Below are 21,383 nucleotides of genomic sequence, written 5' to 3'. Positions count from 1 at the left end.
TCGTTGTCGATCAGCCCTGGGCCTTCAGGCCCCACTTATTCAGAATTTTGTCGATGGTGCCGTTGGACTTCAGCTTCGCCAGCGAGGCGTTGATCTTGCCGAGCAGCGCGGTCTCGCCCTTGCGTACGCCGATGCCGACCGAGCCGATGGTGACGGGCTTGTAGCCCTCGACGAGGCGCACCTCCGGGAAGCCGCCCTGCTTCAGATTGTAGGCGAGGATCGGATAATCGGCGTAGCCGGCCTTGAGGCGACCGGTGTTCACGTCGCGCAGGATGTCCGGAATAGTGTCGTAGGCTTTCACGTCGGCAAACAGGCCGGTCTTCTTCAGTGCGTCGACGAAGGCGGTGCCGACTTGCGCGCCGACCGTCTCGCCCTTCAGATCCTCCTGGGTGGCATAGGCCTTGGTATCACTCTTCGGCACGACGAGGCCTTCGCCATAGCTGTAGATCGGATCGGAGAAGTCGACGACCTCCTTGCGCGGCGGCGTGATGAACATCGCGGCGGCTATGATGTCGATCTTGCTCGAGGTCAGCGACGGGATCAGGGCCGAGAACTGCATCGGCTCGATCTGCATGTTGAAGCCGGCATCCTTGCCGACCTCGGTGATGAGGTCGACCATGATGCCCTGGATGCTGTTGGTCTTGGTGTCGAGGAAGGTGAAGGGAATGCCCGTCGGGGTCGAGCCGACCTTGAGCACCTGTTGCGCCGAGGCCGGCATGAGTACTGCAATCGCGAGTGCCGCCATCGCGGCCTGAACAATACGCTTCATCTCATCCCCTTTGGGTCTGGCCGATGGCGGCGCTCGCGCATGTCGTGATCAGACGTTGCGGGCCACGCCGTTTCGGCCTATTTTCACCAATATGAAAATTTGGTCACACTTTCGCGGACGATGCAAGCGGTTTTCATGCACATGAAGGAAGCGGTTTGACGTGAGCGGTGGCAAAAGAATGCGCAAACCGGCCGTTGCAAAGCCGGCGAAGCGGGTGAAGCCCAAAGCCGTCACCAAACCGGCGGAACCTGCGATGGACGTCGCGGTCGGCCGCCGCATCCGGGATCTCCGGCGTATCAGGCAATTCTCGCTGGAAACGGTCGCGGCGCGCACCGATCTATCGATCGGCTTCCTCAGCCAGATCGAGCGCGGCCTGTCCTCGCCCTCGCTGCGCGTGCTGGCCACGCTCGCCGACGTGCTCGGCGTCGGCATCGCCGCACTGTTCGGCGCAAGTCCGAGTGCCGACGGCACCTCCGACCAGGTGGTGACGCGCGGGCTGCAACGCCCCGAACTGAAGCTGTGGCGCACCGGCGTGTCCAAGCAGCTGCTGAGCCCGGCGAGCGCCGACAACAAGCTCAACCTCTTCCTGGTGCATCTGGAGCCCGGCGGCTCCACCGGCGACGAGCTCTACACCCATGACGGCGAAGAGGCCGGCCTCGTGCTCGACGGCGAGATGATGCTGACGGTGGACAGCGAGACCTGGTCGCTGAAGACCGGCGACAGCTTCCGCTTTGCCAGCCGACGGCCGCACCGGTTTTCAAATCCGGCGCGAGATGCGAAGGCCGTGGTGCTGTGGGTGAATTGCGTGACGGGGGCGTAAGCTTCCGCTCCGCGGACTCCCTCTCAACCCGTCATCCCCGCGCAATGGCGAAGCCATTGTCGCTGGAGGCGCGAGTAGCGCGATGCAATAGCATCGCGCCGGGAGCCTCGAAGGATGCACGGCCCCGATGCGGCCGGGCCGTCGCCCTTCGAGGGCCGCTGAAGAAGCGGCCACCTCAGGGTGACGGTGATAGATTTGGACGCACATCACGTCCACATCGTCATTGCGAGGAGCCCTTGCGACGAAGCAATCCAGACTGGTCTCCGCGGAAGGAGGCTGGATTGCGTCGCTACGCTCGCAATGACGAGCTGAGAGAGTCTTACCCGAACCGGTGCTTGTACCGCTCCACCGTCAACGCACTCACATCGATGTCCGGCTTCTTGCCCGACAGCATGTCGGCGAGCACGCGGCCCGAGCCGCAGGACATGGTCCAGCCGAGCGTACCGTGGCCGGTGTTGAGATGCAGATTGGCGTAGTGCGTCGGGCCGATCACCGGCGGGCCGTCCGGCGTCATCGGACGCAGGCCGCTCCAGAATGTCGCTTTAGTGAGATCGCCGCCGCGCGGGAACAGATCGGTGAGCGAGTGATCCAGCGTTGCGCGGCGCGCATCGTAGAGCTTGTCCGAATAGCCGGAGATTTCCGCGGTGCCGCCGACGCGGATGCGGTTGCCCAATCGCGTGATCGCGACCTTGTAGGTCTCGTCCATCACGGTCGATTCCGGCGCGCCGGACGTGTCCTTGATCGGCACCGTGATCGAATAGCCCTTCACCGGATAGACCGGCAGCGAGATCCCGAGCGGAGCCATGAGGCGCGACGACCAACTGCCGAGCGCGAGCACGTAGGCGTCGGCCTGCAACAGGCCGGCGCCGGTCGCAACGCCGCTGACACGCGCGCCGTCGGTGACGATGCGGTCGATCGAGGTGTTGAACATGAAGCGCACGCCGAGCGCTTGCGCGTGCTTGGCCAGCGCCTGCGTGAACATGTGGCAGTCGCCGGTCTCGTCCTGCGGCAGGCGAAGCCCGCCGACGAACTTCTCCTTCACACCTGATAGCGCCGGCTCGACCGCGATGCAGCCCTCGCGGCTCAGCACCTCGAAGGGCACGCCATACTGCTTGAGCACGGCGATGTCTTCGCCCGTGCCGTCGAGCTGCGCCTGGTAGCGGAACAGCTGCAGTGTGCCTTGCGAGCGTTCGTCATACTGGATGCCGATGTCGCGGCGCAGATCGCGCAAGGAATCGCGGCTATACTCCGCGATCGGAATCATCCGGCTCTTGTTGACCGCGTAGCGCGCGCTGGTGCAGTTACGCAGCATCTTGAGCAGCCAGACCCACATGACAGGATCGAGCTTCGGCCGGACCACCAATGGGCCGTGCTTCATCAACAGCCACTTGACCGCCTTCACCGGCACGCCGGGGCCGGCCCAGGGCGAGGAATAGCCGGGCGAGACTTCGCCGGCATTGGCGAAAGAGGTCTCCAGCGCCGGTTCGGGCTGACGGTCGACGACCGTCACCTCGTGGCCGGCACGGGCGAGGTAGTAGGCAGAGGTGACGCCGATGACACCGCTGCCGAGGATCAGAACTTTCACGCTTGGTCAAACTCCCGCGGCATCACGCTCGCCGCTGCAAGGACACTACTCGCAACGGCGAGAGCAATTATCAGGCCACCTTGTTGATGGCGTCACCGAGGATCGAGACCATCTGGTCGATATGGCTCTTCTCGACGATGAGCGGAGGCGACATCGCGAAAGAGTCGCCGCTCATGCGCAGGTAAAGGCCGGTGTTGAAGCAGTCGACCATGACGTCATAGCCGCGCGCGCCGACGGCGCCGCCACGCGGTGCCAGCTCGACCGCGCCCATCAGGCCGCAATTGCGGATGTCGACGACGTTGGGCAGACCTTTGAGCGAATGCAGCGCATCGCGCCAATATTCAGCGATCGACGCGCCGCGCGTCAGCAGCCCCTCGTCCTTGTAGATGTCGAGCGTCGCGATGCCGGCGGCGCAGGCGGTCGGATGCGCCGAATAGGTGTAGCCGTGGAACAGCTCCATCTGGTTCTCGGGACCGACCATCAGCCCGTCGTGCACCTTGCGGCTCGCGAACACCGCGCCGCAGGGAATCGTGCCGTTGGTGATGCCCTTGGCCGTCGTCATCAGGTCCGGCGTGACGCCGAAGAAATTGGCGGCGAACGGCGTGCCCAGGCGGCCGAAGCCGGTGATGACCTCGTCGAAGATCAGCAGGATGCCGTGCTTGTCGCAGATCTCGCGCAGGCGCTGCAGATAGCCCTTCGGCGGCGGCAGCACCGCGGTCGAGCCCGGCACAGGCTCGACGATGACGGCGGCGATGGTCTCGGCGCCATGCAAGCCAACCAGACGCTCGAGATCGTCGGCGAGCTCGGCGCCATGCTCCGGCTGATCCTTGGCGAAGGCGTTGCGGGTGAGATCGTGGGTGTGGCGGATGTGGTCGACGCCGGGCAGCAGCGTCGTGAAGGCGCGCCGGTTGGCGACCATGCCGCCGACCGAGGTGCCGCCGAAGCCGACGCCGTGATAGCCGCGCTCGCGACCGATCAGCCGGGTGCGGCTCGCCTGTCCGGTGGCGCGGTGATAGGCGAGCGCGATCTTCAGCGCGGTGTCGACCGACTCGGAGCCGGAATTGGTGAAGAAGACGCGGTCGAGACCCTTCGGCGCGATCTCGGCGAGCCGCTCGGCGAAGTCGAACGCCAGCGGATGACCCATCTGGAACGACGGCGCGAAGTCCAGCGTCATCAGTTGGCGCTCGACCGCAGCCGCAATCTGCTTGCGGCCGTGACCGGCATTGACGCACCAGAGGCCGGCGGAGCCGTCGATCACCTTGCGGCCGTCGACGGTGGTGTAGTGCATGCCCTCGGCCGAGGAGAACAGGCGCGGCGCCTTCTTGAACTGCCGGTTGGCCGTGAACGGCATCCAGAACGAGTCGGTCTTGATAGTGTTCGGAATCTGATGAAGGGTCACGGCCGCGCTCCTTTGCTGACCCCATAGCAGAGGCACGGCTTGGAATGCGCAACAAGTCCTTTTCTGCTCGGCCGCAACCCATTGATTTGACTGGGGCTGTCGGTCCATATTTGCGCGATCCGCAACACCTGCAACAGGGGACCTGGGCTATGAGCGTCGACATCGGCGGACGGCTGCGATTCATCCGGGCGCGCCACAAGCTGTCGCAGCGCGAACTGGCCAAGCGCGCGGGGGTCACCAATTCGACGATCTCGCTGATCGAATCCAACCAGATGAACCCGTCGGTCGGCGCGCTCAAGCGCATCCTCGACGGCATCCCGATGGGGCTCGCCGAGTTCTTCGCGCTGGAGCCGGAAAGCCGGCGCAAGATCTTCTACCGCGCCGAGGAGCTGACCGAGGTCGGCAAGAAGCCGATCTCCTATCGGCAGGTCGGCGACAATCTGTTCGGCCGCAGCCTGCAGATCCTCAAAGAGCGTTACGAGCCCGGCAGCGACACCGGCCGCGTCCACCTCGTCCACGACGGCGAGGAAGGCGGCATCGTGATCTCGGGCAAGCTCGAAGTCACCGTCGAGGACGAACGCCGCATCCTCAATCCGGGCGATGCCTATTATTTCGAGAGCCGCCGCCCGCACCGCTTCCGCTGCGTCGGCGGCAAGCCGTGCGAAGTGATCTCGGCCTGCACACCGCCGACGTTCTGACTACGGTCCGCCGCATCGGAAGGAACCGGCTTTTATCCTGCCAGGCTTGAGCCATCTCAATTTTCGCCGGACCCCACCGCTCTATATTGCCAAACGTAGCCGAGCAGCCTGGCGCAAAGGTGCTGAGGTTATGGCCCCGGGCTCCTAGGCTCGCCGGGGCCGCTTCGTAGACGGAGCCCACGCATGAAGACTACCCCCGCCAATGCGGAAGCCGAAGCCGTACCCGAACTGGCCTTGCGCGATGCCGACAAGCTTCTTTCGCGCGAGCTGCGCAAGGCGATCGCCAAATACATCGAGCTGCAAAGAGAGGCGGTGAAGGACCGCCGCAGGAAGCTGAATTAATGGGACCAGGCCTCGCCCGAGCGCTCCTGAACCTTGGAGTCGCGGCGGACGACCAACCGGCAGCCACGATCTTGATCCAGCCAAGGGCCGCCAATGTTCGCCCCCTACCGCCTCGCGCTCATCACCGCGACGGTCCTGCTCGCTCCCGTCACCTGCCATGCCATGGACGATTACCTCCGCGCCGCCAGCGCTGCGCCGGTGAAGATCACGCTATGCGGCGAGGCCGACGGCAACGGTAGCGGGATCAAGCCAGCCGCCTGCAAGGAAAAGGGCTACGACAAGCTCGTCGCCGCGATCGACAGATCGTTCGACGCGGCGCTCGCCAGGACGCCCGCAAATATCCGGCCACTCCTCAAGCGCGACGAGGCCTGGTTCAACGAGATGATCTCGCAAGCCGCCGACACCGTGCAGGAGGTCAATGAGGCCGAGCTCAGCGACAATTTCGTCGCGACGCTGCGCCAGCGCAAGGACGCGCTCGACGAGATTGCCGGCGGCTTCGGCCGTGGCGGGCTCTCCGGCAAGTGGACCAACGCATTCGGAAAGCTCACCATCTCACCGGATGCGAACGGCGCGCGGCGCATCACGGTCGAAATGAATGCCTATTACGGCAGTGACAAGCATCGGCAATGCAGGCTCAGCACGACGGTGACAAAGGGCGGCAGCTGGCTCAGCGGGTCGATCCAGCCGCCGGATGCCGGGCCCTCGAACAGCGCATCGGCAAGCCAGGAGCGTGCCAGGCCAGCGAAACCCGCGACGATCAAGCTCCGTCGCCAAGGCGAGACGCTTCGTGTCGTCATGATCGATGGCGACGATACGATCGGGGATCGCGACGAGTGCGATGATCCCTCGCAGATCACCGGCACTTATTTCGCGAGCGGCAGCTCCGATGTGGCCGACAAGACCGAGACCTCGTTCGCCGCGCCGACCTTCGACTGTACGCGTCCGGAGACGGCGACGGACGAGGAAATCTGCGCCGACCCGGATCTCGCCGAGAACGATCAGCGATTGAACCGCGCCTGGAAGGCGCTGCTGCCGCGGCTCGACGATCCGACGCGGCGCGCACTGACGGAGGACCAGCGCAACTGGGTGCGCACACAGACCGAGGAATTCCCGGAATTTCTCCATCCCGCCTGGAACAAGCGGACCGCGCAGATGCACTTCACGGCCGACGCACGGGATCACGTCGATGCCCTGCAGCGCGAGCGGATCGCGCTGCTGGAAGGCTTCGACGACAAGCGCGCAGGCCTCGCCGGCATCTGGCTCGCCTACAACGCGATTCTGAAGGTCACCGTTGACAAGGATGGCCGGCTGATCGCGCATGGCTGGAAATGGGAGCAGGGCGACTGGAAGGCCGGCTGCGACTACGACATGACCGGCAAGATGGTCGGCGGCACGTTCCGCGCCGACGGACAGCGCAAGAACCCGGACACGCTGGAGCGCGACCACGCCATGCTGGTCGTCAACCGTCTCGACGATTCATTCGCGAAGAAGCGCAGCGGCAAGGACGACGACGACGAGGCGAAGTGCAAGCGAAGGCTCGACAATTCCTCGACCGCACGGCTGTTTCCGGCGCGTCCCTCGCCCGACATCGACAATTTCTCCGGCTCGATCCGCTGACGGCACCGGGCACGGCGCGCCCGGTGCCGCGCGGTTCCTCAAAGCTGCGTCAGCAACTCCTCGATCCGGATCGGGAATCTGCGGACCCGCACGCCGGTCGCATGCCAGACCGCGTTGGCGACAGCGCCGGCGCTGCCGGTGATGCCGATTTCGCCGACGCCCTTGATACCGAGCGCGTTGACGTGCGGGTCGTGCTCCTCGACCGTGATCACGTCGAGCGGCGGCACGTCGGCATTCACGGGGACGTGGTACTCGCCGAGATTGGCGTTCATGATCCGCCCGGTACGGCGATCGGTAATCGCCTCCTCGTGCAGCGCAAAGGACAGGCCCCAGATCATGCCGCCGAACAGCTGGCTCTGCACCATCCGCGGATTGACGATACGTCCGGCGGCAAAGGCCCCGACCATGCGGCTGACACGCACCTGACCGAGCTCGGGATCGACCTTCACCTCCGCGAACACCGCGCCATGGGCATGCATGGCATATTCCTCCATCGCGGCAGGATTTGGCGCGCCGGTCCCGCGGGCCTCGACCTCCGCGACGCCGGCGCGCGCGAGGATCTCGGCGTAGCTCTCACTGCGGCTTTCATCGTCGCGTCTGACCAGCCTTCCCTCGCGCGCGATCACGCCGGCATTGCCGGCGCCGAACAGCGGCGAGCGCTCGTCTCCGGTGGCGAGATCGGCCAGCTTTGCGATCACGGCCGCGCCGGCGCTGTGGATCGCAGCACCGGCCGTGGCCGTATGCGCGGAGCCGCCGGCGATGCCGGCATCGGGCAGATCGGACGTCCCCGCCTTGAATTCGACGCGCGCGATATCGAGGCCGACGGCATCGGCCGCGATCTGGGCCAGCGCCGTCCAGGCGCCCTGCCCCATGTCGTGCGCACCGGTCTCCATCACGCCTGAGCCGTCGCGCCGGATCGCCGCGCGCGCTTCCGCCTGGAACATCAGCGCCGGGAAGGTCGCAGTGCCCATGCCCCAGCCGACCAGGAGGCCGGCATCGTCGCGCATCTGCCGCGGCTGCAGCGAACGTTTCGCCCAGCCGAAGCGCGCGGCGCCCTGCTCGTAACAGGCACGCAGCGCCTTCGAAGAGAACGGCTTGCCGCTGATCGGCTCGCGCTCGGCATAGTTCTTCAGACGGAAAGCCAGCGGATCCATTCCGCAAGCCCAGGCCATTTCGTCGATCGCGCTCTCCAGCGCAATCGAGCCGGTCGCCTCGCCGGGCGCGCGCATGAACAGCGGCGTCCCGGTGTTGACGCGCACGGCGTCATGCGAGGTGCGGATGGCGGGTGCCGTATAGAGCGTATGCGAGGCATCGGCCGCGGGCTCGTAAAAATCGTCGAACGTGCTCGACACCGTCCGCGCATGGTGATCGAGCGCGGTCAGACGTCCCTCGCCGTCGGCGCCGAGGCGCAGGCGCTGGCGCGTGGGGGCGCGATGGCCGACCGGGCCATACATCTGCTCACGACGCAGCACCAGCTTGACCGGCCTGCCCACCAGCCTGGCCGCCATGATGCCGAGGACCGGCGGGCCGCCCATCAGCCCCTTCGAGCCGAAGCCGCCGCCGAGGAAGGGACTGCGGATGTGGATCTTGTCGTGCGCGATGCCGAACAGCTCAGCGATGCGCGCGAGCGATAGCTTCAGACCTTGGGTCGGCATGTCCACCGACAGCCTGTCGCCGTCCCAGCTTGCGACGACCCCGTGCGGCTCCATCGCGTTGTGATATTGCGGCGGCGTCTGGTAAGTCGCCTCGATCCGCTTCTCGGCCGAGGCAAGGTCCGCTTCAACGTCACCGCGGTGATTTTCGCTGGGATTGCCGACGCCGACAACGGGCGGCACGAAACTCTCGCCGGCGTCGAGCCCGACCAGCGGAGGCAGCGTCTCGTAGCGCGGCGCCAGCAGCACCGCGCCTTCCGTCGCCGCCTCCAGCGTTTCCGCGATCACGACCGCGATGGGCTGGTTGGCGTAGCGGACTTCGTTGCTCTGCAACGCTTCCATCCGGAACACGAACGGATTGGTCTTGATCTCCGGATCGATCGCGAGCGGGGGCTTGTGCTCCGGCGTCATGACGTCGACGACGCCAGGATGACGCTTGGCGGCGGCGACATCGAGGAAGGTCACGCGGCCGCGCGCGATGCTGGAAGCGGCGATCACCGCGAACAGCATGCCGGGCGGATGATTGTCGGCGGCATAGGTCGCCTGCCCCGTGACCTTAAGGACGCCGTCGCGGCGGGTCAGCGGCTGGCCGATATTCGAGCCATGCCGCAGATGGGCGGGTGCGCTGGTGAGGTTGAGCTCAGGCATGAATGGCTCCGGACGTCGAGGCAAAGGGAGACGCCGGCAGCGCCGGCAGGCGCGCGGGCGTACCGGCGGCGGCGAGGGTCAGCGCGCGCACGACGATGCGGCGCGCGAGCTCGATCTTGAAGGCATTGTCGCCGGAGGGCTTTGCGTCGGTCAGCGCACGCCAGGCGGCCTCCTGGAAGACGTCCGCCGTGGGCGCGACGCTCCTGAGCACGTCTTCCGCGGCACGGGCCCGCCAGGGCTTTGCGGCAACGCCGCCGAGCGCGAGGCGGGCTTCCGTGATCTTGCCGCCCTCGATCCGCAATGCAGCTGCGGCGGACACCACGGCGAAGGCGTAGGAGGTGCGCTCACGGACCTTGAGGTAGCGCGCATGCGCCGCGAACGCGCGCGCCGCCGGCGGCAGGCGCACCGCAACGATGAGGTCGCCGGGCTCGAGCACGGACTCGCGCGCGGGCCTGTTGCCGGGCAGACGATGCAGCTCGTCGAGCGCGATCTCGCGACGGCCGCCCTTGCCCTCGATCTCGACCATGGCATCGAGCGCGACCAGCGGCACGCAGAAGTCGGACGGATGCGTGGCGATGCAATTCTCGCTCCAGCCGAGCACCGCGTGGGTGCGGTTCTCGCCGTCGCGGGCATCGCAGCCGCTGCCGGCCTCGCGCTTGTTGCAGCGGCTGGCGGTGTCGTAGAAATACGCACAGCGCGTTCGTTGCAGCAGATTGCCGCCGACGGTCGCGGCATTGCGCAACTGCGCGGAAGCCCCGGAGAGGAGCGCCTCGGCGACGGCCGGATAGGACTTTGCAAAGGCCGGGTCATGCGCGAGATCGGCATTGCTCACCAGCGCTCCGATGCGCAACGAACCGTCGGCGAGAGTCTCGATTGCGTCGAGCCCGTCGAGATGGGTGACGTCGACGAGACGGTCCGGACGGCTGACGCCGCCCTTCATCAGATCGAGCAGATTGGTGCCGGCGGCGAGATAGGCGGCGCCGGGCTGGGCCGCGGCGGCGACGGCCTCTGCGACCGTGCCCGGCCTGAAATAATCGAACGATTTCATGCCGAGCGCCTCTGGTTGGATTCGTCCATCTGTCCTTGCGCATCGAGCACGGCATCGACGATGCCGGCGTAGGCGCCGCAGCGGCACAGATTGCCGCTCATGCATTCGCGGATGCGCTCGGGGTCGTTACCGGCCTGCGCTTCCTGCATCATGCCGATCGCGCTCATGATCTGGCCTGGCGTGCAGAAGCCGCACTGGAATCCGTCATGGGCGATGAAGGCGGCCTGCACCGGGTGAAGCTGGTCGCCGCGCGCGACACCCTCGATGGTGAGGATGTCGGCCCCGTCATGGCTGATGGCGAGCGCGAGACAGGAATTGATGCGCTTGCCGTCGACCAGAATGGTGCAGGCGCCGCACTGGCCGCGATCGCATCCCTTCTTGGTGCCGGTGAGATGGAGGCGCTCACGCAGGAGATCGAGCAGCGTGACGCGCGGATCGTCGAGGACGAAGTCGCGCCGCGCACCGTTCACGGTGAGGCTGATGGAGTGGTTCATACAAGGCTCCGATCAGATTTGGACATGAGTCATCGCGCAGCGCGCCACCGCCGTGGCCGCTGTCGACATGCGCCGGCCAGGCAGACGCCGGGCCAATAGCCAAGCGAAGATACGGAGGCACCCTCCGTTTAACAAGGGCCGGTGGAAAAATATTGGAATTCGTCAAAAGCCCCTGCGCCACCAACGCCATGCAGCTAGCCAAGGGTCCGACGAGGGTTCAATCTAACCAATTCGTGATCTAGATTGCCTGATATGGACGACCACAGCGACCAGACCCGAAAGCCCCGTGCCGATGCCGTGCGCAATCGCGAGCGCGTGCTCGAGGCGGCGAAAGCCGTGTTCAGCGCCGGCGGCCCCGAAGCGAGCCTGGAGGCCGTCGCCAAACGGGCCGGCGTCGGCATCGGCACGCTGTATCGGCATTTTCCGACGCGCGAGGATCTATTCGAGGCGGTGTACCGCCGCGAGGTCGAGCAGCTCAGCGAGCTGGCCGAGCAGTTGAAGAATTCCAAGGATCCGGTCGATGCGCTCCGCCGCTGGCTGCGCTCAGGTGTCGAATTCGTCGCCACCAAGAAGGGGATGATGGCAGCCCTGGCGCTTGCGGTGCAGAGCGGGTCCGAGCTGCACGCCTTCTCGTTCGATCGCCTGACCAAGGCGATCGGCTCGCTGCTCGACCGCGCAGTCTCGGCCGGCGAGTTGCGCCCCGATATCAGTCCCGAGGACTTGCTGCGCGCGTTCTTCGGCATGTGCTACATCCACGACCAGCCCCGCTGGCAGTCAACCGCGCTGCGGCTCCTCGACGTGTTCGTCGATGGCCTGCGCGTGCAGCCGGCGGGCAAGGCCGAGACGGGGACCAGCAAGGCGCGAGCCGCAAGGGGCGCGAAACCCGCGATGAAACGCAAGCGATAGCGCGCCCGTATTTCCCTGAGGTCATGCTAGAATCAGCATCGCCGGGATTTCAACGCGGAGCCTGCCATGCGCATTGCCGCCTTGCTCGTTGCTATCAGCATTGTCTTCAGCTCCGCCGCAGCCCTCGCCGACGATGTTGCCGCGGCGCAGGGCGTCATCCGCGCCCAGGAGCAGGCGTTTGCGCGTGACGATGCGGCCGCGGCCTATTCCCATGCCGCACCGGCGATCAAGGAGATCTTCCCCGCGCCCGACATCTTCATGGCGATGGTGCGGAACGGCTACGCGCCGGTGTACCGCCACAACAGTTTCGAGTTTGGCGAGAGCAAGATCGAGGGCGGCTGGATTGCCCAGCGCGCCCACATCGTCGATGCCAATGGCGAAGCGTGGGAAGCGCTCTACACGCTCGAGCAGCAGGCGGACGGAAGCTACAAGATCACCGGCTGCTCGCTGCTGAAGGCGGGACAGGCGGTCTAGATCGCGAAACCCGGTCCCACCTTGGCCGCGCTCATCCGCGAGCGGATCAGCAGCAGCACGACGATGCTGATGTTGAGCGCGTTCCAGGCCACGCCGTTCGCGAACGCCGCGCCGTAGGAGCCGGTGGCATCGAAGATCACGCCCGACACCCAGCCGCCGAAGGACATGCCGACCACGGAGGCGAAGATCACGATGCCGACGCGGGTCGCCGCCTCGCTCGCCGGCATCGCCTCGCGGACGATGATGGCGTAGCTCGGCACGATGCCGCCCTGGAACAGGCCGAACATCGCGGAGATGAGATAGAGCGAGGCGAGGCTGTCGAAGAATAGATAGAACACCAGCGCAAATCCCTGCGCCAGCGACCCGACCAGCAACGTGCGGATGCCGCCGATCTTGTCGGCGAGATAGCCGGAGCCGATCCGGCTGATGATGCCGCAGCCCATCATCAAGGACAGCATCTCGGCGCCGCGCGCCACGCCGTAGCCGAGATCGCCGCAATAGGCGACGATATGCACCTGCGGCATCGCCATGGCGACGCAGCAGGAGATGCTGGCGATCGAGAGCAGCACGGTCAGCGTGTTGGTCGACAGCTTGAGATCGACGCGGGGCGGCGGCGCGTTGGCATGATCGCGGACATGGTCGTCGCCCATCTGCGCGCGCAGGACGAGGACCAGAAGCGCCATCGTGCTCGCGCAGATGATGCCGATGCCGATATGGGTGTAGCGCCAGCCGATCGTCTGCGTGCCCCAACTCACGATCGGCGGCCACATCGTTCCGGCGACGTAATTGCCGCTGGCGACGATGGTCACGGCAAGGCCGCGATAGCGCTCGAACCAATGCGAGGCTTCCGCCATCAGCGGCGCGAAGGTCGCGGAGGTGCCGAGGCCGATCAGGAAGTAGGCGGCGACGAACTGCCAGAGCTGACTAGACAGCCCCGCGAGCACATTGGCGATGCCGAGAAAGGCAATGCTGATCGCCATCGCGAGCACGATGCCGAACCGGTCGGTGATCTTGCCGGCGATCACGCCGCCGAGCCCGAAACCGAACATCATCAGCGTGAAGGCCAGCGACACGGCGCCGCGCGTCGCACCGAATTCGGCCTGCACCACGGGAATCACGACCACGACCGCCCACATGCCGACGGCACCGATCGAGCCGATCACAAGCGCAAGAACGAGGCGCACCCAGGCCTGACGCGAATCAGGCGTGAAGGAGGCCGGTGTTTGTCCTGGATGATTTGGTGCGTGCACGGCGCGGACCATGACCCGCGGATCGTCGCATGGTCAAGCATTGTGGCGCGATATTGGGCATGCGCGGTGCACTGCGGTAAGAAGGTGCTTGGCGAATGCGTGATTTGCCACTAATTTGCAATCAGCGTGTGCACCATCGCCGCGCGAAGAGCATGTCGGCGGAATGTTGCTGCGATTGACACGATCGATGCGGATCAGGGTGGGGCGCCTCGTTGCCCTCGCCTATCTGTTCTGCGTGCTCGCGCCAGCCGCAAGCCTCGCATGGGGCAGCGGCCCAGCGCCGTGTCTTGACGAGGCCGTGCTGGCGGATGCCATGCCGCTACATCACCGGATGCCGGCCGGCCACGTGCATGACGGCGCATCACATGACCATGCGGGAACCCACGCCCATCACCACACCGCCGCGCAGGATGCACCGGCGTCGCATCATCACGGCGGCAAGGGAACAGTCGGCCCCTGCTGCGCGATGATGTGCGTGAGCGCGTTGCCGGCCGATCTTCCCAGCGTCGCCAAGCCGCTTCTGCCCGTCTCCGCCTGCGCGCCCGAGATCGTGGCCAGCCTGGGCAGCGCGGCGGCCCCCCTGCACTACCGCCCTCCCATCGCCTGATCTGACCCGACGATTTCGGGCTGTTGCGCGCTTTTGCGCGCGCGGACCTGTGGTCTTTCAGATCAGGGATGAATCATGCTGACGCTTTCCGGGGCCGAGTCCGCCGCAATATTCGCGGTCGATGCGCGACACTTTCGATTCCATTGGCCGCTGCTGGCCGCACTTGCGCTGGCGCTGTCCGGCTGCGTGCCGGCAACCACGCACGTCGCGGGTGCCGATCCTGCCGATCCATCGGCAAAAATCGCGCCTGTCGGCTATCGATCGACTGTCGCGCCTTACAGCAGCCTGCGGCCAGCGACGCCGGCGCCATGGCGCGAGCGCAACGGCGCCGTCACGCCGCAACCCAAGCAAGACCGGTAGGAGCGCGCCATGACGTGCCATTTTGCGCGAGGCCTGCTCGTCCTCACCGCGTTCAGCGTCTCCGGTTGCGCCGCGTTCTCGCCCGACAGCGGCATGAGCGCGGTCTCCGAGCTGACGAGCCAGACCATCAACAAGGACGTCGCCTTCGTGCGAACGGGGGACGGCGCCGGCGCGGTCGACGCGCGCGTTCACCAATTGCTGGCGCGCACGCTGAGCGTCGACAGCGCCGTGCAGATCGCACTGCTCAACAACAAGGGACTGCAAGCCGCCTATAACGAGCTTGCATTGGCCGAGGCTGATCTGGTCGAGCAGAGCCTGCCACCCAACCCGATCTTCTCGATCTCGCGCATCACAGGCAATGGCGCCAGCGAGATCGAGCGCCAGGTGGTCGGTGATATCCTTGCACTCGCCACCCTGCCGTTCCGCTCCGACATTGCCCGCGAGCGTTTTCGCCAGGCCCAATTGCGCGCCGCGCTGGCAACGCTGCGGCTCGCCGCCGACGTCCGCCGCGCTTATTGGCGCGCGGTTGCCGGCAACGAAATGGTGGTGCTGCTGACCGACGCGAAGGCCACGGCGGAATCGACCGCGCAGCTCGCGGCCAAGCTCGGCGAGACCGGCTCGCTCAACAAGCTCGACCAGGCCCGCGAGCAGGTGTTTTACGCCGAGACCACCGCCGACCTCGCCACCGCGCGACAGACCGCAGCGAGCGAACGCGAAAGGCTTGCACGCCTGATGGGATTGTGGGACGGCGGCCTCGACTTCCGCCTGCCGAACGCGCTGCCACCACTACCGCGCCGGCCGCAGACCTTGCCTTCGATCGAGGCCGACGCGGTCGCCCATCGCATCGACCTTCAGATCGCGCGGCTGGAGCTGGCGGCGCTGGCCAAGGCCTTGAACCTCACCGAGGCGACGCGCTTCGTCACGCTGCTCGATCTCGCCGGCATCTCCCGCCGCACTCAGGATCCGGAAAGCGCACCGTTCCGCGAGCGAGGCTTTGACGTACAGTTCCAGATCCCGATCTTCGACGGCGGCGAGGTGCGGGTGCGGCAGGCCGCGGAGACCTACAATCTCGCCTTCAACCGCCTCACCGAGCGCGCCGTCAACGTGCGCTCCGAGGCGCGCGATGCTTATCGCGTCTATCGCTCGACCTACGATATCGCCAGCCATTACCAGCGCGAGATCATCCCCTTGCGCAAGATCATCACCGAGGAGATGCAGCTGCGCTTCTCCAGCATGCAAGTCGACATCTTCGCACTGCTGACCGAAGCGCGGCAGCGCCTGGCCTCGCTGCGCGGCGCGATCGACGCCAGGCAGAGATTCTTTCTCGCCCAGGCCGACTTGCAGACCGCCGTCAACGGCGGTGGCGCGCCGACCGCCGGCAGCGACAATCCAACCACCGTCGCCGCGGCAGCACCTGCCGATGGCGGCGGCCACTGAGATGGAGGCCAAGATGTTTTCCCGCCGAGGATTCTTAGGGACTGCCGCGCTCGTCGGCGCATCTGCGGTTCAAGGCCGCGTGCAGGCAGCGTCGATTCCCGAAGCCCCGCACATGGACAAGGTGATGATGCAGCCGCCGCTGCATCCGATCAGCGGACCCGACTATCGTCCCGTGGTGACGCTGAACGGCTGGTCGCTGCCGTTCCGCATCAACGGCGACTGGAAGGAATTCCATCTGGTCGCCGAGCCCGTGGTGCGCGAATTCGCCGAGGGCATGAAGGTGAATTTGTGGGGCTACAACGGCCAGTCGCCCGGACCGACCATCGAGGCGGTCGAGGGCGACAAGGTCCGCATCTTCGTCACCAACCGCTTGCCCGAATATACCACCGTGCACTGGCACGGCATGATCATTCCGAGCGGCATGGACGGCGTCGGCGGATTGAACCAGCCGCACATCCAGCCGGGAAAAACCTTCGTCTACGAGTTCGAGATGAAGAAAAGCGGGACCTTCATGTACCACCCGCATTCCGACGAGATGGTGCAGATGGCGATGGGCATGATGGGCATGGTCGTCGTGCATCCGCGCGACCCGAGCTTCCGGCCCGTCGACCGCGACTTCGTCTTCGTGATGAGCACCTATCGCGTCGACCCCGGCACCTATCTGCCGCACGTCAACGAGATGACCGACTTCAACATGTGGACCTGGAATGCGCGGGTGTTTCCCGGCATCGATCCCTTAGCCGTGCGGCTCGGTGACAAGGTGCGCGTGCGCATCGGCAATCTCAGCATGACCAACCATCCGATCCATCTGCACGGCCACAGCTTTGCGGTGACCTGCACCGACGGCGGCTGGATTCCGGAGAGCGCGCAATATCCGGAGACGACGACCGACGTGCCGGTCGGTGCCGTCAGGGTGTTCGACGTGCTCGCCGACAATCCAGGCGACTGGGCGTTCCATTGCCACAAGTCGCATCACACCATGAACGCGATGGGGCACGACGTGCGCAACCTGATCGGGGTGTCGCGCAAGGATCTCGCCAAGGCTGTCGGCAAGCTCGCGCCTGACGGCATGGCGATGGGCTCGACCGGCATGGCGATGGGCAACATGGAGATGCCCGCGCCCGACAACACGCTGCCGATGATGACGGGCACAGGACAATTCGGCCCGATCGAGATGGGCGGCATGTTCACGGTGATGAAGATCCGCGAGGACCTCGCGCGCGACGATTACCGCGATCCCGGGCCGTACAAATTCCCGCAAGGCACCGTCGCCTACGAGGTCGCGGCGCCGGCCGCGGAGCCGGCGCGGCAGCAGCCGGGCAGCCCACCGATGAAACACAAGATGTGAGCGTTTCGATGAACCATCAACTGGAGATGACGATGAAGATGATCAAACTTGGCCTCGCGCTGGTTGCGCTGTCGACTGCGCCGGCTTTCGCGCACGACAAGCACGGGCACGCGAGCTTTTCGGCCGGCGAGCCCGGCGATCCCAACAAGCCCGCGCGCACCATCGAGATCCTGCTCAACGAGATGGACTACACACCTGCCAGGATCGAGGTCAAGCGCGGCGAGCAGATCCGCTTCGTGCTGCGCAATGTCGGCAAGGAGGACCACGAATTCCTGCTCGCCACCACCAAAGAGAATCTCGCGCATGCGGTGGAGATGAAGAAGCATCCGCATATGGAGCACGACGATCCCAACGGGGTCAGGCTCGCGACGCAAAAGACGGCCGAGATCCTCTGGAAGTTCAGCAAGCCCGGCACGTTCGAATATTCGTGCCTCATTCCCGACCACCGCGACAACGGCATGGTCGGTCACGTCACCGTCAAGTAACGCGAAGGGAGTCTCGCATGAACCGCATCATCAATATCATTGCTGCGCTGGCGCTGACGTTGAGCGTCGCCATCGGAGCCGTTGCCAACCGAGCCCTGGCGGTCGAGGCCGCCTCGATCAGCGGTGAGGTGAAAAAAATCGACGAGGGCGCCGGCAAGATCACGCTCAAGCACGGGCCGGCGAAGAGCCTCGGCATGGAAGAGCCCATGACCATGGTCTACCGCGTCAAGGACCCCGCCATGCTCAAGCAGGTGAAGGTCGGCGACAAGGTGACCTTCGAGGCCGAGGAGGCGGCGTCGGGGTACACGGTGACGAAGATGGACAAGGCGAAATAGGGCGGCCTTTTCCTCAGCCAGTCTTCCGACGCATCCATGCCTCCACAACGTCATGGCCGGGCTTGTCCCGGCCATCCCCGCCCTTCTCGCGGCACGAAGAACGTGGATGCCCGGGACAAGCCCGGGCATGACGACTTCTTCCCCTGCCTGAATGCCGAAACAGTCCATCCCGCCCCCTTCCCACCCCCTCCGTTAACCCTTTGCTAACCATACACCCGGCAAGAATTGCCGGGTGAAGTCGAGTGTCGTCGGCCGCGTAAAACGGGAGGACCCCCGTGGACGCCAGTGCGGTGCCTCACTTTCGAAACGGCGGCCCCTCGGCCGCCGCGCAGACGTTTGGGGCGCGCGGACGGCAGTCGCGCGGGGAGGCAGCTACCATGGTCGACGTCACCGCGGGACAGGGCGTAGGCGCCGCAAGAACCGGCATCCCCTCCGTCAACGAGATCGTCACCATCCTCAAGCGCGGCGACATCGCGCTGGCGCTCGGCATCCTCACCATCCTGGTGGTGCTGATCCTGCCGCTGCCCGCGATCGTGCTGGACCTGTTCCTGGCGATCTCGATCACGCTCTCGATCCTGATCCTGATGACCTCGCTGTTCATCCAGACGCCACTGGAATTCTCGGCCTTCCCGACCGTCCTCTTGATCTCGACCATGCTGCGCCTGTCGCTCAACATGGCTTCGACCCGCCTGATCCTGTCGCACGGGCACGAGGGCACGGCTGCCGCCGGTCACGTCATCGAAGCCTTCGGCAGCTTCGTGATGGGCGGCAATTTCGTCATCGGCATCATCGTCTTCGCCATCCTGATCATCGTCAACTTCGTCGTCATCACCAAGGGTTCGGGCCGTATCGCCGAAGTCGCCGCCCGCTTCCACCTCGACGCCATGCCCGGCAAGCAGATGGCGATCGACGCCGACCTCTCCGCCGGCCTGATCGACGAGAAGGTCGCCAAGGAGCGCCGCAAGGAGCTGGAGGACGAGAGCGGCTTCTTCGGCGCCATGGACGGTGCCTCCAAATTCGTCCGCGGCGATGCCATCGCGGGCCTTCTGATCGTCTTCATCAACGTCGTCGGCGGCATGATCATCGGCGTGGCGCAGCAGGGCTTGTCCTTTGCCGATGCGGGGCGCAGCTACACGCTGCTGACCGTCGGCGACGGCCTCGTCACCCAGGTGCCCGCGCTGATCGTCTCGACCGCGGCCGGCCTGCTCGTCTCCAAGGCCGGCGTGTCGGGCGCCGCCGACAAGGCGCTGATGAAGCAGTTCTCCGGCTATCCGCAGGCGCTCGCGATGTCCTCGGCGGTCATGCTGGTGCTGGCGGCGCTGCCGGGGATTCCGACCATTCCGTTCCTGGCGCTCGGCGCCGGCGCCGGCGCGCTGGCCTGGAACGCCCGCAACCACAACCGGGTCACCGCCAAGGCCGAGGAAGCGGCCAAGGCCGCACCGGCTGCAGGTAGCCCGGGTGCGCCCGGGGCGGCCGCCGCGGAAGAGCCGATCTCCGCCGCGCTCAAGATCGACGACCTCAAGATCGAGCTCGGCTATGCCCTGCTGCCGCTGGTCAACGGCCCCGACGGCACCGACCGTCTCACCGAGCAGATCAAGGCGCTGCGCCGCTCGCTCGCGATCGAGATGGGTTTCGTGATGCCGGCGGTGCGCATCCTCGACAACGTCCAGCTCGAGGCCAACACCTACATCATCAAGATCAAGGAGGTCGATGCCGGCACCGGCAAGATCTGGCCGAACCAGTTCATGGTCATGGACCCCGGCGGCAGCCAGGTGCAGGTGCCCGGCATCCACACCACCGAGCCGACCTTCGGCCTGCCCGCGACCTGGGTCGATGCCAGCCTCAAGGAGGAGGCCTCGCTCAAGGGCTACACCGTCGTCGACGCCGCGACCGTGCTCTCGACCCACCTCACCGAGCTGCTCAAGGCCAACATGTCGGACCTGCTCTCCTACGGCGAGGTGCAGAAGCTGCTCAAGGAGCTGCCGAAGGAGCAGAGCGAGCTGGTCAAGGACATCGTGCCGGCACAGGTCACGGTCTCCGGCATCCAGCGCGTGTTGCAATTGCTGCTCGCCGAGCGGATCTCGATCCGCGACCTCTCGACCATCCTCGAAGGCATCGCCGACTCGCTGGCCTTCTCGCGCAATCCCGCGACCATGGTCGAGCACGTCCGCGCCCGCCTGGCGCGGCAGATCTGCGCGCAGAACACCTCCTACGCCGGCTATCTGCCGCTGATCGCGCTGTCGGCGAAATGGGAGCAGGCCTTTGCCGAATCCATCATTGGCCAGGGCGAGGAACGCAGCCTTGCGATGCAGCCCTCGAAGCTGTCGGAATTCATGACCGCCGTGCGCGAGGCCTTCGAGCGCGCCGCGCGCGAGGGCGAGGCTCCGGTGCTGGTCACCTCTGCGGCCATTCGCCCCTTCGTGCGGTCCCTGGTGGAGCGGTTTCGGGCCCAGACCACCGTGCTGTCGCAGGCTGAAATCCACCCCAGGGCGAGGTTGAAAACGGTCGGAAGCGTCTGATTTGCCTTAAGAAGCCGTGTGTTTTTCGGTCACAGGCAAATGGTTTTTGAGTTCCTGGCGCCTTGTGGACCAACTGGCGAAAAAGGCGCCGGACAAGCACCTTACATCTTTGAAATAATTGCGAAAATGCACGATCAAGGACCTCCGCCTGATCGCGATCTTTCACGTCGTTTCACGCTCTTGTGATGGCCTCTTGGGAACGAATCCCCCCAATACTAGGTTGATGGGCACCGGAAGCATGAACCTGCCTGAACGGCGGGCGACTACTTCGGGTAGATGGCGGCAGGAGGCTTCCATGAACCACTCGATCTACAGCGCAGATCGCGCGACCCATTTGAAAGTCGTGGTCGTCGCCCTCGTCGCAGGGATCGCGGTGGCAGGCCTCGGTATCACGGCACGCACGGGTTCGGATGAAGGCCTGACCCAGACCGCCCGCGTCATCAAGGCCGGCAAGCCGGTCGTTGTCACAAGCGCGAACGCGTCCCTCGTTCGCTAAGGAGATCTGACGAGTTTTTCGAATTCACGCGGCTCTTTACCAGCCCCCCAAAGTCGCCACGTGGATATGTAGACGACCCCAACCCCAAGTCGAC

The 21,383-nt window shown here is 65.7% G+C and carries 21 protein-coding genes; 14 read left to right on the top strand and 7 right to left on the bottom strand.

Annotated features, from left to right (window positions below; genetic code table 11):
- Positions 1–10 precede the first annotated feature (10 nt).
- Positions 11–769, bottom strand: a complete 759-nt coding sequence (locus tag UNPA324_RS31080) for an ABC transporter substrate-binding protein (RefSeq protein ID WP_141937755.1) — start codon at positions 767–769, stop codon at positions 11–13.
- A gap of 178 nt (positions 770–947) precedes the next feature.
- Here UNPA324_RS31080 and UNPA324_RS31075 point away from each other — a divergent pair, with 178 nt between their 5' ends.
- Complete coding sequence (locus tag UNPA324_RS31075; RefSeq protein WP_181769580.1) at positions 948–1,589, top strand: helix-turn-helix domain-containing protein; 642 nt, start codon at positions 948–950, stop codon at positions 1,587–1,589.
- Positions 1,590–1,908: 319 nt separating this feature from the next.
- On the opposite strand, the gene UNPA324_RS31070 is transcribed toward UNPA324_RS31075, so the two are convergent.
- Positions 1,909–3,174, bottom strand: coding sequence for a D-amino acid dehydrogenase (locus tag UNPA324_RS31070; RefSeq protein ID WP_141937750.1), 1,266 nt, complete (start codon positions 3,172–3,174; stop codon positions 1,909–1,911).
- A gap of 70 nt (positions 3,175–3,244) precedes the next feature.
- Positions 3,245–4,573, bottom strand: coding sequence for an omega-aminotransferase AptA (gene aptA, locus UNPA324_RS31065; protein WP_181769579.1), 1,329 nt, complete (start codon positions 4,571–4,573; stop codon positions 3,245–3,247).
- Positions 4,574–4,722: 149 nt separating this feature from the next.
- Between aptA and UNPA324_RS31060 the strand changes: the two genes are divergently transcribed.
- The 3 genes from UNPA324_RS31060 to UNPA324_RS31055 all read left to right on the top strand — a co-directional run bounded on the left by UNPA324_RS31060 (position 4,723) and on the right by UNPA324_RS31055 (position 7,230).
- Complete coding sequence (locus UNPA324_RS31060) at positions 4,723–5,271, top strand: cupin domain-containing protein (RefSeq protein WP_018646206.1); 549 nt, start codon at positions 4,723–4,725, stop codon at positions 5,269–5,271.
- A 183-nt stretch (positions 5,272–5,454) separates the two neighbouring features.
- A complete protein-coding gene (locus UNPA324_RS35425) occupies positions 5,455–5,613 on the top strand; it encodes a hypothetical protein (RefSeq protein WP_164936155.1) in 159 nt (52 codons plus the stop codon).
- 93 nt (positions 5,614–5,706) lie between these two features.
- Positions 5,707–7,230, top strand: coding sequence for a lysozyme inhibitor LprI family protein (locus UNPA324_RS31055; protein WP_141937747.1), 1,524 nt, complete (start codon positions 5,707–5,709; stop codon positions 7,228–7,230).
- Positions 7,231–7,268: 38 nt separating this feature from the next.
- Here the strand turns inward: UNPA324_RS31055 and UNPA324_RS31050 are convergent, their stop codons facing one another.
- The 3 genes from UNPA324_RS31050 to UNPA324_RS31040 are packed head-to-tail and all read right to left on the bottom strand — an operon-like array spanning position 7,269 to position 11,072.
- Complete coding sequence (locus tag UNPA324_RS31050; RefSeq protein ID WP_141937745.1) at positions 7,269–9,530, bottom strand: xanthine dehydrogenase family protein molybdopterin-binding subunit; 2,262 nt, start codon at positions 9,528–9,530, stop codon at positions 7,269–7,271.
- Positions 9,523–10,578, bottom strand: coding sequence for an FAD binding domain-containing protein (locus UNPA324_RS31045; RefSeq protein WP_141937742.1), 1,056 nt, complete (start codon positions 10,576–10,578; stop codon positions 9,523–9,525). The genes UNPA324_RS31050 and UNPA324_RS31045 overlap by 8 nt, the downstream gene beginning before the upstream one ends.
- Positions 10,575–11,072 (bottom strand): (2Fe-2S)-binding protein, encoded by a 498-nt coding sequence (locus UNPA324_RS31040; protein ID WP_128918686.1) that lies wholly within the window; start codon positions 11,070–11,072, stop codon positions 10,575–10,577. Before UNPA324_RS31040 ends, UNPA324_RS31045 begins: the two co-directional genes overlap by 4 nt.
- Before the next feature lie 252 nt (positions 11,073–11,324).
- On the opposite strand from UNPA324_RS31040, the gene UNPA324_RS31035 reads away from it, so the two are divergent.
- The gene (locus UNPA324_RS31035; protein ID WP_141937739.1) at positions 11,325–11,978 is read left to right on the top strand and encodes a TetR/AcrR family transcriptional regulator; all 654 of its coding nucleotides are present in this window, start codon (positions 11,325–11,327) and stop codon (positions 11,976–11,978) included.
- 66 nt (positions 11,979–12,044) lie between these two features.
- Positions 12,045–12,452 (top strand): DUF4864 domain-containing protein, encoded by a 408-nt coding sequence (locus UNPA324_RS31030; RefSeq protein WP_141937736.1) that lies wholly within the window; start codon positions 12,045–12,047, stop codon positions 12,450–12,452.
- Here the strand turns inward: UNPA324_RS31030 and UNPA324_RS31025 are convergent.
- Positions 12,449–13,714: an MFS transporter gene (locus tag UNPA324_RS31025; RefSeq protein ID WP_141937733.1), complete on the bottom strand. Its 1,266-nt coding sequence runs from the start codon at positions 13,712–13,714 to the stop codon at positions 12,449–12,451. The two genes, UNPA324_RS31030 and UNPA324_RS31025, sit on opposite strands and share 4 nt — an antisense overlap.
- 175 nt (positions 13,715–13,889) lie before the next feature.
- Between UNPA324_RS31025 and UNPA324_RS31020 the strand changes: the two genes are divergently transcribed.
- The 8 genes from UNPA324_RS31020 to UNPA324_RS30985 all read left to right on the top strand — a co-directional run bounded on the left by UNPA324_RS31020 (position 13,890) and on the right by UNPA324_RS30985 (position 21,289).
- Positions 13,890–14,309: a hypothetical protein gene (locus UNPA324_RS31020; protein WP_245471843.1), complete on the top strand. Its 420-nt coding sequence runs from the start codon at positions 13,890–13,892 to the stop codon at positions 14,307–14,309.
- 75 nt (positions 14,310–14,384) lie between these two features.
- Complete coding sequence (locus tag UNPA324_RS31015; protein WP_128918691.1) at positions 14,385–14,669, top strand: hypothetical protein; 285 nt, start codon at positions 14,385–14,387, stop codon at positions 14,667–14,669.
- 9 nt (positions 14,670–14,678) lie between these two features.
- A complete protein-coding gene (locus tag UNPA324_RS31010) occupies positions 14,679–16,106 on the top strand; it encodes a TolC family protein (RefSeq protein WP_141937731.1) in 1,428 nt (475 codons plus the stop codon).
- 13 nt (positions 16,107–16,119) lie between these two features.
- Positions 16,120–17,454, top strand: a complete 1,335-nt coding sequence (locus UNPA324_RS31005) for a multicopper oxidase family protein (protein WP_141937729.1) — start codon at positions 16,120–16,122, stop codon at positions 17,452–17,454.
- Positions 17,455–17,486: 32 nt separating this feature from the next.
- The gene (locus UNPA324_RS31000) at positions 17,487–17,939 is read left to right on the top strand and encodes a cupredoxin domain-containing protein (RefSeq protein WP_164936156.1); all 453 of its coding nucleotides are present in this window, start codon (positions 17,487–17,489) and stop codon (positions 17,937–17,939) included.
- A gap of 17 nt (positions 17,940–17,956) precedes the next feature.
- Positions 17,957–18,274: a copper-binding protein gene (locus tag UNPA324_RS30995; protein WP_128918695.1), complete on the top strand. Its 318-nt coding sequence runs from the start codon at positions 17,957–17,959 to the stop codon at positions 18,272–18,274.
- Positions 18,275–18,651: 377 nt separating this feature from the next.
- Positions 18,652–20,793 (top strand): flagellar biosynthesis protein FlhA, encoded by a 2,142-nt coding sequence (gene flhA, locus UNPA324_RS30990; protein ID WP_164936157.1) that lies wholly within the window; start codon positions 18,652–18,654, stop codon positions 20,791–20,793.
- 295 nt (positions 20,794–21,088) lie between these two features.
- Complete coding sequence (locus tag UNPA324_RS30985; RefSeq protein WP_128918697.1) at positions 21,089–21,289, top strand: hypothetical protein; 201 nt, start codon at positions 21,089–21,091, stop codon at positions 21,287–21,289.
- Positions 21,290–21,383 lie beyond the last annotated feature (94 nt).

Origin of the sequence: Bradyrhizobium sp. UNPA324 (assembly GCF_006658635.1) — a bacterium.
GTDB classification, from domain to species: domain Bacteria; phylum Pseudomonadota; class Alphaproteobacteria; order Rhizobiales; family Xanthobacteraceae; genus Bradyrhizobium; species Bradyrhizobium nanningense.
The sequence above is the reverse complement of the archived record's forward strand: the minus strand, read 5'-3'. Positions and strand labels throughout refer to the sequence as shown.

Excerpts from the sequence above, each read along its gene's own strand:
- UNPA324_RS30995 (WP_128918695.1), top strand. The coding sequence starts at position 17,957 with ATGAACCGCATCATCAATATCATTGCTGCGCTGGCGCTGACGTTGAGC.
- UNPA324_RS31015 (WP_128918691.1), top strand. The coding sequence starts at position 14,385 with ATGCTGACGCTTTCCGGGGCCGAGTCCGCCGCAATATTCGCGGTCGAT.
- UNPA324_RS31000 (WP_164936156.1), top strand. The coding sequence starts at position 17,487 with ATGAAGATGATCAAACTTGGCCTCGCGCTGGTTGCGCTGTCGACTGCG.
- UNPA324_RS30985 (WP_128918697.1), top strand. The coding sequence starts at position 21,089 with ATGAACCACTCGATCTACAGCGCAGATCGCGCGACCCATTTGAAAGTC.
- UNPA324_RS31030 (WP_141937736.1), top strand. The coding sequence starts at position 12,045 with ATGCGCATTGCCGCCTTGCTCGTTGCTATCAGCATTGTCTTCAGCTCC.
- UNPA324_RS31035 (WP_141937739.1), top strand. The coding sequence starts at position 11,325 with ATGGACGACCACAGCGACCAGACCCGAAAGCCCCGTGCCGATGCCGTG.
- UNPA324_RS31020 (WP_245471843.1), top strand. The coding sequence starts at position 13,890 with ATGCGGATCAGGGTGGGGCGCCTCGTTGCCCTCGCCTATCTGTTCTGC.
- UNPA324_RS31005 (WP_141937729.1), top strand. The coding sequence starts at position 16,120 with ATGTTTTCCCGCCGAGGATTCTTAGGGACTGCCGCGCTCGTCGGCGCA.
- UNPA324_RS35425 (WP_164936155.1), top strand. The coding sequence starts at position 5,455 with ATGAAGACTACCCCCGCCAATGCGGAAGCCGAAGCCGTACCCGAACTG.
- UNPA324_RS31075 (WP_181769580.1), top strand. The coding sequence starts at position 948 with ATGCGCAAACCGGCCGTTGCAAAGCCGGCGAAGCGGGTGAAGCCCAAA.
- UNPA324_RS31080 (WP_141937755.1), bottom strand. The coding sequence starts at position 769 with ATGAAGCGTATTGTTCAGGCCGCGATGGCGGCACTCGCGATTGCAGTA.
- UNPA324_RS31040 (WP_128918686.1), bottom strand. The coding sequence starts at position 11,072 with ATGAACCACTCCATCAGCCTCACCGTGAACGGTGCGCGGCGCGACTTC.
- flhA (WP_164936157.1), top strand. The coding sequence starts at position 18,652 with ATGGTCGACGTCACCGCGGGACAGGGCGTAGGCGCCGCAAGAACCGGC.
- UNPA324_RS31050 (WP_141937745.1), bottom strand. The coding sequence starts at position 9,530 with ATGCCTGAGCTCAACCTCACCAGCGCACCCGCCCATCTGCGGCATGGC.
- UNPA324_RS31060 (WP_018646206.1), top strand. The coding sequence starts at position 4,723 with ATGAGCGTCGACATCGGCGGACGGCTGCGATTCATCCGGGCGCGCCAC.
- UNPA324_RS31045 (WP_141937742.1), bottom strand. The coding sequence starts at position 10,578 with ATGAAATCGTTCGATTATTTCAGGCCGGGCACGGTCGCAGAGGCCGTC.
- UNPA324_RS31055 (WP_141937747.1), top strand. The coding sequence starts at position 5,707 with ATGTTCGCCCCCTACCGCCTCGCGCTCATCACCGCGACGGTCCTGCTC.
- UNPA324_RS31025 (WP_141937733.1), bottom strand. The coding sequence starts at position 13,714 with ATGGTCCGCGCCGTGCACGCACCAAATCATCCAGGACAAACACCGGCC.
- UNPA324_RS31010 (WP_141937731.1), top strand. The coding sequence starts at position 14,679 with ATGACGTGCCATTTTGCGCGAGGCCTGCTCGTCCTCACCGCGTTCAGC.